Consider the following 13,119-nt stretch of genomic DNA (forward strand, 5'->3'; position numbering starts at 1 on the left):
GTGGCAGCTTTTGAGTATACAGCGCTGGCAGCATCCGGCCGCAAGAGTCGCGGTACGCTCGAGGCGGATAGCGCGCGCGCTGCGCGGCAGCAACTGCGCGCGAAAGGCATGGTGCCCCTGGAAGTCAGTGCAGCTACCGAGAAAGAAGAGAAGGGCGGCGCCAGCTTTCTATCTGGTAGCCCTGGGTTGAGTGTTAAAAACCTGGCCCTGCTAACTCGGCAGATGTCCACCTTGCTTCGAGCGGGTATTCCTCTGGAAGAAACCCTTGGGGCCATTGCCAACCAGACTCGCAACCAAAAAATCAAACGCGTGGTATTGGCTGTTCGGGGCAAAATTCTTGAAGGGCACAGTTTCGCCTTGGCCCTGAGCAGTTTTCCACGGGCATTCCCCAAACTCTATCGCGCTACGGTTGAAGCAGGGGAGCACTCTGGTCATTTGGATGCGGTGCTGGATCGCCTCGGTGACTACACGGAAGGGCAGCAGCAATTTCGGCAGAAGGTGCAGCTGGCTCTGATCTACCCGGTTGTTTTGGTATTTATCTGTGTATTGGTTGTAACCGGTTTGATGGTGTACGTGGTACCTGATGTTATCGAGGTATTTACCGGCACCGGGCAGGTTTTGCCGCTGGCTACCCGCATCCTGGTCTCCATGAGCGATTTTATTTCTGCCTGGGGCTGGCTGGTGCCGCCGGCACTTGGGGCGCTCATTTTTGGCGCTGTGATGATGCTGCGGCGCCCGGCAATTCGATATCGTTTCCACCACCGTTTGCTGGAGCTGCCAATTATTGGCTGGATGATGCGAGGGACACAGAGTGCTCGCTATGTAGGAACCCTGGCGATTCTTACGGGCAGCAGTGTGCCGCTGGTTCAAGCCATGGGTATCGCCGGTGGAGTAATGACCAACACCTTCCTTAAAGACCGACTCGATGCGGCTCAAAAGAGCGTGCGCGAGGGCGGGAGCCTTCGTAAAGCCCTGGAAGATGTAGGCTATTTCCCGCCGATGATGATCTATATGATCGCAAGTGGTGAATCTTCGGGCACTCTCGATGAAATGCTTCAGCGTGCGGCGGATTCGCAAGAGCAGGATTTGCAGGGTGCGGTAACTGCCTTTGTGAGCATCTTTGAACCTCTGATGCTGCTGATAATGGCTGCCATCGTGTTGTTCATCGTTATGGCTATTATGATGCCAATTCTGAGCATGAACGAATTGGTTGTTTAATGCTCAAATTAGGTGTAGGTCAAAGAGAAATTGCGTAGCTGCTTCAGGAGGTTGGTATGAAATCCTTGCGCAACAGCGCCGGCTTTACACTGCTAGAGGCGTCGAAGATTCTTGTTGGGCTGGGAGCGGCAGTTTTGCTGGGCATGTTGCTGCTTTAGGCTGGGGAATCGTGTAATTTACTGATTTGGTGACTTTTAAATAATTGGGGTCACGAAGGGTATCGTGACCCTTGGGGTTCCCAGAGTTAGAGTGAACTAGGAGAGAAAAATGAAAACCCTACGTAAAAGTGGTGGCTTTACCCTGATTGAAATTATGGTGGTGATCGTAATTCTCGGGGTGCTTGGTGCACTGGTTGTACCTAATGTTCTTGGCAAGACCGGCGAAGCTCGAATGAAAGCGGCCAGGGTTGACCTTAAAGCTATCGAGACTGCACTAGACCTTTACCGCATGGATAATTTTGTCTACCCCAGCTCTGATCAGGGCCTGATGGCACTGGTATCCCGCCCATCCGGCTTCCCCGAAGCGAAGAACTGGACTGAGCCCTACCTGAAGAAAGCGCCAAAAGATCCCTGGGGCTATGAATATCAGTACATCAGCCCAGGCAGTGCCGGTGCCTACGACCTATTCACCCTCGGTGCCGATGGCAAAGCGGGCGGTGAGGGCGAAGCTGCTGATATCTACGTTACTGACCTGTAACACCTGAAATTTGCACTTGATGTATAGCATCGGTCGAAGCCGTGGCTTTACGCTGATCGAACTGTTGGTAGTGATTGTCATCATCGCCTCTCTGGCGGGCATGGCGACTCTATCGATGGGCAATTCCGGCGGGCGCGTGTGGCAAAAAGAAGCCCAGCGCTTGTCGGCCCTTTTGCAGTTGGTTGCGGATCGAGCCCTGATTGACAAAATGCATTACGGCGTTGTTTTTGAGCAGGGCACTTATAGCGTGGTGCATTTTGAGCAAGAAACAATGACCTGGTTGCCGATAGATTCGGTTGCGTCGGGGAGGCGTGCTGCACGTTTTGCGACCCATGAATTGCCGGAAATTGTTCGCCTTGAAGTGATAACTGAGGCGGAGCTGCCGTCGACAGAATCCACGGAATTTGCAGAAGAGACCAATGAAGATCGGGTCGTTCCGCAATTTGTTGCTCTCTCCAGTGGAGAGGTACTTCCCGTGGAAGTTGCCATGTACCTTGTTGAGAATGGCGACGACGTTCGAGGTGCGACTATTTCTTACACCAGCCTGAACGGATTGCAGCTAGAGTGGCAGGCCGATGAATTTTAAGGGTGCTCAACGCGGCTTTACCTTGATTGAGACATTGGTTGCTCTATTTATGTTCGGCATCATTGCTATCGCTGTTTTGGGGGCAATGCAGGGTAGTGTTCATAAGCAGCGGATGATGGAAGATCGCCTAGCGGCAAACTGGGTCGCCCAGCAGGTACTTTCCCAAGTTCGTGTTCAAACTCCTTGGCCCCCTATAGGCGAACAAACAGATCAGGTGACACTTGGGCAAAGGGAGTGGGAAGTGAGGGCCCGTGTGGAAGCCACCACTAATGAGCGCTTACGCCATATTATTATTGAGGTTGGCCACCTGGACGCAGAAAACCCAACCTTGACCCTGGATGCCTGGGCGGCGGAGGAATAGCGAGTATGCCTGTACGCCTTCCCAGTCAGTCGGGCTTTACCCTCGTTGAAGTCCTTGTCGTTTTAGTTCTCGTTGCCATTATCAGTGTCGGTTGCTTCTCACTATTGGGACTCTTCTTTGACACTGAAGAGGTGGTAGATCAGAGAGCGGAACAACTGCGCCGTTTCTCCATGGCGATGTATCGCATTGACAATGATTTTCGGCAGATCACAGCTCGTGCAGTTAAGAATGCCTATAGCGGCTATGAGCACGCTCTGCGTGGTGACGAGGATGAATTGGAATTTACACGCCTTGGTGCAGCTAATCTCACCGGCGAACCTCGTGGAGAGCTATTGCGTTTGAGTTATAGCCTTGGTTACTCCGAGGACCTTGAAAGCGACTCCTTGACAATCGGTGTTGAAGGGGAGGATGAGGATATCGGCGGATTGCTACTACGCAGCCGTTGGCAGGTTCTGGATCGATCCCCAGATTCTGAGTCTATTGCCGAACCCCTTCTCATGGGGGTTGAAAGCTTGACTCTTCAATACCTGGACCCAGAGAGTGATGCCTGGGTTGCCCAGTGGCCGCCGGTTAGCAATACCAACTCCACGACCAGTGCTGATATACGTCTTCCCAAAGCGATTGAATTTGTGATTATCACCCGGCAGTACGGAGAGGTTCGCCGCGTATTCCAACTCTTGCCTGCCGAAGACTAATGGCTCTACCAGTAACCCGCCCTAGTGGCTCTCCCAGGTACTTAGACAATGACGAGTAGAGTAATACCGGTACCGATAGCACGCCAAACAGGAGTTGCTTTGATTGTTGTGCTGCTGGTAATGGTGATCGCTATTTCGGCGGTAACTCACTCTATAATGCGCGATCAAATTTCGATCTCCCGTAGTGGTGCGTTGCTTGCCAATACTCAGCTTGCTGAGTTTGTCGAAGCCGCAGAAGCCTGGACGCGTGTATCTCTGTTAGAGGACTTTGAAGAAGATCAGGATGCTAACGAAAATGTAGATCACAGTTTGGAACCCTGGGCGTTTCCCGTTCTACAATTCAATCCCGATAACGGAAAAATTCGGATGAATATCAAGGACTTACATTCATGTTTTAATGTGAATAATTTGTCCGATAGCAGTAATAACGATCAGTTTGAGATCTTTCAGCGCCTGGTGAATAACACTACAGGGAAGTCAGATCTCGCTAAGTCAATTGCAGATTGGGTGGACGATGGCGATACCCCACGAACGTCGGGGACAGAGGATGACGGCTATTTGGGTATGGAACTCGCCCACAGAACACCGGACATAATGATCAGTGATACTTCTGAATTGTCATCGGTAGTGGATATGGAGCTGGAGGACTGGCAGAAACTGGAACCTTTCATTTGTGCCCTCCCGGAGACAGGAACCCTGGTAAATATCAACACTGCTTCTGAGGAGCTGATCGAGGCGATTGAGCCTTCCGCAAGTGTTTCCAAGTTGGTGCAACTCCGCGAGTCGGGCGGCTATATCAGTGATTCGAGTGAATATGCGGATTATGGCATTGCTAACTCGGCGCCTTTTACCTTTCAAAGCCAGCACTTTCTGGCGCGTATTGCTGTCCAACTCGGGGACGATGGAGATTACCGGCAGTATTGGGAGTCCGCCCTGGTTCGGAACAACACAGATGGCACGGTTCGGGTGCGCCAGCGCCAGCGCCGGACCTTTTCTGGTCAAATGTTGCAGGAGCTACTCGACTACGAAAGTACTGAAGAGAGTGAATAGTTAGAAATTGTATGTTTAAGAAGAAGAGTATTAACGAGATTAAAGCCCCTCCAGCGCCTCCTCAGTCGTCTATGGTTCTGCTGCGGCTGAGCGAAACTGCTGACCTGACTCTGCGCTTGCATCAGTGGCAAGAGGGTAATTGGCAACAAGTAGCCCTGGACTCAGAATTTGCTCAGGCATTTAATCCCGAATTTGAAGCTGTCGAAGAGCAGCCTGAATTCCCTCAGCTCAACCTCCCTGAGGGAGCCAAAGCGCTACTGATGGTGCCTGGTAACTGGGTATGGAGCGGCCTCGAAACTATACCTAAGGCAGCTCGTCGCCAGGCAAGTGCCATTGGTTACATGGTTGAGGAGCATTTAGCCCAGGATGTCGAGGACTTACACTTTGCCTGCAGACCCCGCACCGGTGATCTCTGCAGCGTATACGCCATTGATGTTGAAAAAATAGAAGCGCTTCACTCCCAGTTGGAGCGGCTCCAGTGGCCGCTGGCTGCTGTAGTGCCGGAGTATGAATTACTTAGCTTGATCGAAGGTGACATTCGCCTGTGGCTGGATGGTGGCCAAGCGCATATCTGGAAAGGTGCCGGGCAGGGCCTAACTGTTAATCGCGATTTTTTACAACCTCTTCTCGGTTCGCTATTAGTTGATGAAGGTGATGAACCTGAAAGCGAAGACGATTCTGAAAGCGGCGAGCCGATCGATAACAAACAGGTAGTACTGCTGGGGGCTGGCGAGCAGGATGGGCTGCTGATTGCTGAGTTGGAATCCCAGTTTGGCGATGGCTTACAGCTGAACCAGCGCTCAGCGGAAGAAGTCTTTATTGAACGGTTCAAGCTGGGGCTGCTAACAAACTTGCTAACTGGAGATTATCAGTTATCGAGTAATAAGAGCGCTGCGGCTTGGTGGATACGCCCGGCTAAAGTTGCTGCCGCTTGTTTTGTTATCCAGCTACTGTTTTTCGTTGGTGCCGGTGCTTTTTATCAGTGGAAGGGCAACCAGTCTGAAGAGCAGGCCCGGGCGATGTTTACGGAATTGTTCCCGAATACTCGACCGTCTGCCCAGATGCGCCGACAGCTTGAAGGTTTCCTGAAAGGCGCGGGTAATCAGGGTGGTGCTTTCTCTACCCAGATGCAACAGTTGAGCAAAGTCTGGATTGCTCACAAAGGGGGAGCATTAAAATTACAGTCCCTTCGTTTTGATGGCCAGCGTGGAGAAATGGTGTTGCAGCTTCAGGCAGAAAACCTGTCTGATCTCGATGCATTTGTCAGCAAGCTATCTGGCGGCGGGATCAAGGCGGACCTGTTAGGTGCGAACGAGTTGAAAAAAGGCGTTTCAGGCCGTATTCGCTTACGTTAGAGCCAGCGGTTTATATAAAGCAGCCAGGCGTAAGAAGAGATTGGTGGTAGCAATATAATGAAAGAACAGATCGAACAGTGGCGCCAGAAATGGCAGGCACTTCCGCCCAATGACCAGAGAGCCTTGGGTTTGCTGAGTATATTCGGAGCCGTAATTTTTATAGTTTATGGCCTGTATTCCCCGGCAAAGGGCTTCTTTGATGAGTCTCGCTTGCGAGCGGAAGAAAATCGTGAGCTGGTTAACTGGATGGAGGGCCAGCGCCCGACGCTGGAGCGAATAAAGCCCGCAGGCGGTGGTGCTGGTAGTGCTTCTGGAACTCTTCTGCAGCGCGTTACTGGTGCGGCAAAACAAAACCAGATTGTGATTAAGCGCTTTGAGCCTGAGGGTGAAAACCGCATCCGATTGTGGATTGAAGAAGTCCGTTATCAGGATTTGCAACCCTGGTTGAATCGCCTAATGCAGGAGAAAATGGCTGTTCGCACGATTAATCTGGATGCCCTTGCCGATGAAGGTATGGTCTCCGCTCGATTGACGATCGAAGGCTAGTAACCTTCCTACTGACAGGCTCGAATATAGAACTCGGGCCTGCCTATCACCTCTTAACCGCACTCCGTCATCGACACTCCCATTCGTGCAGCCTCCCACAGAAGTAGGGCGGTTTTAGGCGGAAATGCCATCTTTAGCCCTATACTGGATTAGTAATGAGGAAAAAGGTGCCACTATGCTTTTTAAAGACATATCCACCAAGCATTTGGTAGAAGTGGCTGATATTGTCACACTTTCGAATCCCTACGAGCTGACTGTGGTGGGCCGTTATCTGTGGGGTGAAGAGATTCAAGACCCAGAAGTCTTCGATAAAACTGACTTATGCTTCCTCTCTGGTGAGCCACTTCCTAGATGCTGGCATGATAGCCGCTACCGGGATAAAGAGGTTCGCAGGCTTCGTTGCGGCACTCACGCTTCAGAGGATGGCGACTACTATCAGGGTGCTTGAATTTATAGTTTTACCAAATGGTACGGTGGTCGACTAGATTTTGCCAATGACTTACCAGTTGCCCTCAAGCACTGTACAATGCGCGCCAATTTTTTAAGCGAATGCACGCATGACATTTGAGCAGTTTGAAGAGTATTCCCTGTGGTTGGGAATCGGTGCACTAATTCTATTTATGGTGTTTATTGTTTGGAACCTGGCAAAAGACTCCAAGGCTGGTAGATTTGGAACATTTATTCTGTTCCTCGCTCTGGGGCTTGGATTGCTGGGGTTTCTAATAAAGACCGTTTTGGTTGAAGTACTCGGGATAGGCTAGGGAGCTTCAATGGCACCGGATACCCAGTCTCTCAGGGAAGGTCGCAATGTCTATATTTGATCGCCCTGAACTCAAGGTTCAAAAAGACAGACGTATTTGCCGCGCAACTGATATGCGTATCGCCAAATATACCCGGCGCGGCATGGTGCTCTCCCTTTTTGCATTTCTGATCGCAGCCTCTATTGGCGACATGCGCCTAGAAGCTCCGCGCCTGTTATTAACAATGGGAATCGGCCTGGTAGTACTAACCCTGATCAGGGGCTACTACGTTTTTCGCTTCGACCACCTGTATGGCTCTGGACCAAATCGTTGGCGTAATCGTTACTTTCTGTTCTCGATTATCGGCTCAGCCTGGTGGGGCATTACCTTATTTTACTTCGTTTATTTAATGGGGTTTGCGCCTGAGACCCACTTTCTGTGGATCTATTCGGTAATCTTTTGTTCCAGTGTCACCACCGTATTTTCTCCCTACCATCGTTTCCTGACTTGGTTCACCGCAACCTCATTACTGCCAGCAGCGCTAATGGCACTGTTCTCAGGCATGATCCTGGGGACCATCTACGGGACTCTCACCCTCGCTTTTATTTGGCTGACTGCCCACCAGGGCCGTCGCGAATCGGAGAACTATTGGGAGCGTCTGTCTGCGATGCAGGAGCTGCAACAGAGAGCGAGTAGCCTGGCTGCAGCCCGCAAACACTCTGAAGCTGCAGTTGAACTGACCAATGAGTTCATAGTTAATATCGGACAGGAATTCCGCAGCCAGCTGTCTGATTCCCTTGGTGCCTTAGCGCTGCTCGAAGCTGAGCCATTGAGTGACCGTCAGCGCGAATGGGTAGAGCTGGCCAAGGTTGCCAGTAGCCAGCAACTCAAACTGGTTGATAATGTGGGCTTGTTTACCCGGGTGGCTCGCAAAGATATTCGGTTGCGCCAGGGCCCGTTTAACCTAGTTAAGACTGTAGAAAAATCATTCAAGTTTGCAGCGAGGGCGGCCCATGGCCAGGATTTGGAGTTCAACTTCCAGATTGATGACAACCTCCCGGTGATGGTGACAGGGGATAACCGCAAAACGGCCCAGCTTATTCGCAATCTGGTTGACTCCGCTACAGGCATTGCCCAAAAAGGCGAGCTTTGGGGAGAGGTATCTTATAACCCAATCACCACGGTAGAGGGGCAACTCTCGATTACCTTAATGGATGATGGGCGTGGTGAAATTTTGCCGGATGAGAGCGAGCTATTCGGCGCCTTCTCCCGTATGGATACCACCCAGGTTACAACTGGTCTTGGGCTGTCGATTGCTAAAGGTTTAGCCGAAGCCATGGGGGGGTATCTGCAGTTGCATTCAACACCGGATGGCAACCGCTATCAGGTGGTGATCAAGTATTCCACCGAGCCAAACCAGCGAACCTACCTCACACCGGACAGAAAGTTACAGGATATTGAAGTCCTGTTAATTCATCAGAAAGGCCTGTTTATTTCTGGTCTCGCGCAGGTACTGCGTTCTTTTGGGATGGATGTAAAGTCCATCCGCTGGTGTGAGGGTTGTGAGTGCGAAGTCCGGCAGCTGCTACGCCAAGCGGTAGAGCGCAACCAATTGGTGATGATGGCGCCGGCAATGGGGGACTCGACTCTTTTCGACTCCATTACGCCTTTCTTTAACGAATTCCAAGAGGCAGGGGAAAAAGAGGGTCGCTTGGTTTGCTTGGGTGGCTTTGGACAGAAGAGTGAGTTTGCTCACCTGCAGCAACTCTTACCATCGGCACAGTATCTGAGTCGACCGGTGACCCGTAAAGAACTGCACGATGCGTTAGTGGGATTACTGTTTGGCGGTGCGAAAAGAAGTTGTCGAAGAGTGGTTACCGGTGGGGCGGATCAGCCGCGTCACTACTCTTTGTTGTTGGTGGAGGAGTCTAGGCCTCATCAATGGGTGACTGAGGAAATGCTTCAGGCCCTGGGTTACCAGGTAGATATAGCGGTAGATGCTGATGATGCTTTAGTTCGCTTGTCTGAAGGTCATTATGATTTGGTGCTAGTGGATTGCCAGCAAAATACGGATCACAGTGCGCAGATTATCGAGATACTGCGTCGCTGGGAGTCCGAGCATCGCCCGGATGATCGCCTGCCTATTGTTGCCGTAACCAGTACTACTGAAGAGCAATTTGAGGGCCGTTGCCTGGCAGCAGGAATGGATGATTTTCTGACTAAGCCTCTGAGTAAAGATCTTCTTCGGGAAACATTAGCGCGTTGGCTGGGTAGTGCTTAGCTTGCAGAGCTTGCTTTGATATTCAGAATAAAAAACCGCACTTCAGTGCGGTTTTTTTATTTCCCATTTACTCAAGGTGGGCGTCTTGTGGCTTTGGAAGTTGAGAAAAGTGCTATTCCAAAGACTGATTATCAGTCGCTATTGAAATGATCGGCACCGAGAAATGGTTTTTGGTTAGGGAAATAGGAATGGCCGCAGCAAATGCTACGGCATTCGACAAAGTGTGGGTTAGAACTCGTAGCGAATCCCCATACGAGCACTCCATAGAGAGGCATCGGTCACCCGGGTTTGCCCCGCTGGATCCAGGAACTCCTCAAATACGTAACGCCCTTGGTCGTCGATGCTGGCCGTTACCGCTGACTGGTAACGAGGGAATCCGCCCTCATACATAACGCCCCATTCGTCATTCAGCAGGTTGCCCAGGTTTTCAATAACAAAGTACGCGTTAACCCGGTCTTCCGCACGCCATCCCGGTAGTTGTTGGTCGATACGCAAGTCGAACTTGGTCCACCAATCACTGTTAAGTGAATTGCGTTCCATAGTCCCGCTATCCAGGTCTTCAGAGTCAACCCAGGCGAAGAAGGCCTCAGTATCGAAGTCATCTGCAAATACAACATTGGCATCATCGGCGCCTGTGGGTACGTAGAGCAGGCCGCGACCCCAGCCCGCATCACCAAAGATCTGATCACCAAACGTGTAGCTGTAAGGAATGCCTTCATTGGCAGAACCAAACAGGGTGAAGCGTGTTTCGTAACCTGAGAAAAACTCTTGGGTGTAGTCCAGCTTCAATGTGAAGCGATGGGGAACCACATAGTTTGATGTTGCAGTGCCTGGATTCTGTGCATCAGCGGTAGCGATTTTGGTGTAATTGGAGTAAGCCACCGAGCTGGTCATGGGGTTAACATCTTCAGCTTCGGTGAAGGCATAGCCAAGGGCAATACTCAGGCCAAAATCAAAAGACTTGCTGAGGCCGAGAGAAAGTACGCTGGAATAACCGGAGTCGCCATCCACATTGGTCAGCATGAAGTCTTCGCTGCGACCATTGGCACTGCCGTAAATCGGGCGCCCATCAGCAGTCGAGTCAACTTGCTCAAGAGAGATATCTTGAATAATTGCGGCATCTTGATAATCGCTGTACAAATAGTCTATAGATGCTAAATAACCGGATTCAAATTCGTAGCTACCGCCGATTGCATACTTCCAGATGGATGGCAGTTCAAAATCCGGATCCATCAGGTTGACCCCACCTACAGAACCTTCACTATTTGCGACCATATCATAGAGATCTTGTGGGATTTCATAGATCGGATCGCCGTTATTGGTCCAGTCCATATCAAATAGGGGGGTACCGCTTCTATCTTGGGCTTCGATTTGCAGAACACCATTATTTGAGTAGTTATTAGAAATCCATACATTGGGGTTCCCACCGGAGTAAAGGCCGATACCGCCATGTAGTTCCAGGTTATCGTCAAGGTTCCAGCTCAGGCCTAGGCGAGGTTGTAGCAGGTCCAGGCCATCCATATTGTGCTGGTTGGAGAAACCATATGTGGATAAGATATCGGAATTTGCCACTGGCTTATCATCGCTGCTATAGCGATCGTAGCGCAGGCCGGCAACAACGGTCAGGTCGAGATTTGCAAAAGTGTATTCGTCCTGAGCGTATAAAGTGTCGATGCTGTAACTAAACTCAGCGGCGGCATCCAATATATGGTTGGTGCCAGCTGCGTTCTCATAAGTTACCCGGTTGGCAATCCCGGCTTCAAAATCTTCGATGCTATCGAAACGGTATTCGCCGGCAGCTTCCTGGATAAACAGGTTGTAAACATCGAAATTTTCGTGCTCGTAGCCTGCAGTTAAATTGTGTTCACCCAGCAGCAGTTTACCTGCGAGCTTAAAAGTAAGGTTTTCATAACTCAACTTGTTCGCATGACGTGAGTCATCTGCTCCCAAGTAAACCGTTGCACGGGAATCGCTGCCATCGTTATCGTGGTCATTATAAGTGGTGATTTGTACTTCACCGAAGTCAGTTCCACCCAGGGAGTTTTGGCGATTGTCCAAATCGGAATAGCCAATCTTCACCTCTGTAGAGAATATGTCACTCCAATCGGAGAAAAGCTGTGCAACATAGGAGTTTAATTCGGCTCCGCGCTCGTAATAGTGGTTGGATAGTTCCAGCTCATCGGGGTCATTGTCGGCCTCGGCTATGGAAAAGCCGTCGTTGTAGTTGTAAGTAAACGCAGCTCGGTGATCGTCAGAGATATTCCAATCAAGTTTCACCAACAGCTTTTCGTCTTCTTCTGGCATGCTGGTGGGTAGGCCGCCCGGATTGTAGCCATAGACTTCATTGGAAATACGAATAATCTCATTGAGCTGCTCTTGGGAAACCCCTTGTACTTCGGTGGCAGAGCTGCTGCCTGCAGGACCCCGGTCAAAAGTGGCAACGCCTTCCAGCTTTTCATAGGCAGCAAAGAAAAAGAGTTTATCTTCGATAATGGCTCCACCCAGAGTTGCGTTGTAACGCTTCTCATCAAAACTGGCTACATCGATATCGTCACCTTCCAGGGAATCACCACGGAAACCATCATCGGTGTAGTCGTAGAAAAATGAACCGTGCCACTCATTGGTGCCGGACTTGGTCACTGCGTTGATATTACAAGCGCTGAAACCGCCATACTGAACATCGAACGGTGCCAGTTCGACGGCGACATGATCGATAGCATCATACGAGAACGGCATACGTTCAGTGGGGTAGCCATTGCTATTCAGGCCGAAGTTGTCATTCATGCGTACGCCATCAACCGTAAGGCTATTGAAGCGAGGGTTGGCGCCGGCGCACTGGATAGCATCAACATTGGCTTCATCCACATAAACTCGCGGATCGAGACGTAGCACATCCTTGATATCGCGATTAATGGAAGGGGCACTGGCAAGGTCGTCACTGTTAAAGTGCGAAGATGGGCCTACAGCTAAACGGGAGGTACTGAGCGCTTGTCCCAATACGGTTACTTCTTCCAGATTGCTAGTGCCGAGGGTTAGGCTCAGAGGGAGGATATCACCAACGGAGAGGTAGATATCTTCAATAACTCGCTGGCCTTCCTCGGAATCGATGGTGACGGTGTAGGGGCCACCCACTCGCAGGCCACTCAGGTTAAATTGCCCCGCGTCGCTGACTTCTACTTCACGGCGGCTATTGGAGGGGGTGTGAACCACTGTTACAGTCGCATTGGTAATTGCTTGACCGTTGCTTCCGGAAATAGAGCCGCGAATGCCGGCTGCAGTTTCCTGTGCCTGAGATACCTGCGCCATACTGGCTACAGAAATAATCGCCGCAGATAGTATTACGCGCGGGAACAGAGAAGGTTTCATAGCGTTTTCCTGGTCTAAAGAATTGCCAACTCAAGTGGCCCAAGTAATTATCGAGTTTTGCTCTTGCAACTTAGGTTCCAAGTTCCAATGGAGACTGTTATGTGATTTTTATTGGGTACTGTCTAAGTGCTGAAGCGATTATGTAGTGCACATATAAATAAATTATTACAGCCGTGAACTTGTCACATACTGGCGTTAAAGTACGCAGCAAATTCACTCTGGCGG

At 50.7% G+C, this 13,119-nt stretch carries 12 protein-coding genes; 11 read left to right on the top strand and 1 reads right to left on the bottom strand.

Features of this window, described 5'->3' with window-relative positions:
- The 11 genes from gspF (at nucleotide 1) to ACJJIM_RS08630 (ending at nucleotide 9,528) form a co-directional block, all read left to right on the top strand.
- The gene (gspF, locus tag ACJJIM_RS08580; RefSeq protein ID WP_413665695.1) at nucleotides 1–1,218 is read left to right on the top strand and encodes a type II secretion system inner membrane protein GspF; all 1,218 of its coding nucleotides are present in this window, start codon (nucleotides 1–3) and stop codon (nucleotides 1,216–1,218) included.
- 267 nt (nucleotides 1,219–1,485) lie between these two features.
- Nucleotides 1,486–1,914, top strand: a complete 429-nt coding sequence (gspG, locus tag ACJJIM_RS08585; protein ID WP_282932708.1) for a type II secretion system major pseudopilin GspG — start codon at nucleotides 1,486–1,488, stop codon at nucleotides 1,912–1,914.
- 19 nt (nucleotides 1,915–1,933) lie between these two features.
- Nucleotides 1,934–2,500 carry a type II secretion system minor pseudopilin GspH gene (gene gspH / locus ACJJIM_RS08590; RefSeq protein ID WP_413665863.1) on the top strand — a complete coding sequence of 189 codons (567 nt, stop codon included), beginning with the start codon at nucleotides 1,934–1,936 and terminating at the stop codon, nucleotides 2,498–2,500.
- Nucleotides 2,490–2,861 (top strand): type II secretion system minor pseudopilin GspI, encoded by a 372-nt coding sequence (gene gspI / locus ACJJIM_RS08595; RefSeq protein ID WP_413665696.1) that lies wholly within the window; start codon nucleotides 2,490–2,492, stop codon nucleotides 2,859–2,861. Before gspH ends, gspI begins: the two co-directional genes overlap by 11 nt.
- Nucleotides 2,862–2,866: 5 nt before the next feature.
- Nucleotides 2,867–3,556 carry a type II secretion system minor pseudopilin GspJ gene (gspJ, locus tag ACJJIM_RS08600; protein ID WP_444912991.1) on the top strand — a complete coding sequence of 230 codons (690 nt, stop codon included), beginning with the start codon at nucleotides 2,867–2,869 and terminating at the stop codon, nucleotides 3,554–3,556.
- Between the two features lie 48 nt (nucleotides 3,557–3,604).
- Nucleotides 3,605–4,606 carry a type II secretion system minor pseudopilin GspK gene (gene gspK, locus ACJJIM_RS08605; protein WP_444912992.1) on the top strand — a complete coding sequence of 334 codons (1,002 nt, stop codon included), beginning with the start codon at nucleotides 3,605–3,607 and terminating at the stop codon, nucleotides 4,604–4,606.
- Nucleotides 4,607–4,617: 11 nt separating this feature from the next.
- Nucleotides 4,618–5,961: a type II secretion system protein GspL gene (gene gspL, locus ACJJIM_RS08610; protein ID WP_444912993.1), complete on the top strand. Its 1,344-nt coding sequence runs from the start codon at nucleotides 4,618–4,620 to the stop codon at nucleotides 5,959–5,961.
- 57 nt (nucleotides 5,962–6,018) lie between these two features.
- Nucleotides 6,019–6,507, top strand: coding sequence for a type II secretion system protein GspM (gspM, locus tag ACJJIM_RS08615; RefSeq protein WP_444897209.1), 489 nt, complete (start codon nucleotides 6,019–6,021; stop codon nucleotides 6,505–6,507).
- Nucleotides 6,508–6,682: 175 nt separating this feature from the next.
- Entirely contained in the window at nucleotides 6,683–6,955 is a 273-nt protein-coding gene (locus ACJJIM_RS08620) for an acetyltransferase (RefSeq protein WP_282932716.1), read from the top strand.
- A 109-nt stretch (nucleotides 6,956–7,064) separates the two neighbouring features.
- Nucleotides 7,065–7,268 carry a DUF2788 domain-containing protein gene (locus ACJJIM_RS08625; RefSeq protein ID WP_282932717.1) on the top strand — a complete coding sequence of 68 codons (204 nt, stop codon included), beginning with the start codon at nucleotides 7,065–7,067 and terminating at the stop codon, nucleotides 7,266–7,268.
- 46 nt (nucleotides 7,269–7,314) lie between these two features.
- Nucleotides 7,315–9,528, top strand: a complete 2,214-nt coding sequence (locus tag ACJJIM_RS08630) for a response regulator (protein WP_444912994.1) — start codon at nucleotides 7,315–7,317, stop codon at nucleotides 9,526–9,528.
- A 228-nt stretch (nucleotides 9,529–9,756) separates the two neighbouring features.
- Here ACJJIM_RS08630 and ACJJIM_RS08635 read toward each other — a convergent pair whose 3' ends face one another.
- Nucleotides 9,757–12,894 (bottom strand): TonB-dependent receptor, encoded by a 3,138-nt coding sequence (locus ACJJIM_RS08635; protein ID WP_444912995.1) that lies wholly within the window; start codon nucleotides 12,892–12,894, stop codon nucleotides 9,757–9,759.
- Nucleotides 12,895–13,119 lie beyond the last annotated feature (225 nt).

The organism is Microbulbifer maximicatervae (SeqCode), assembly GCF_052467615.1.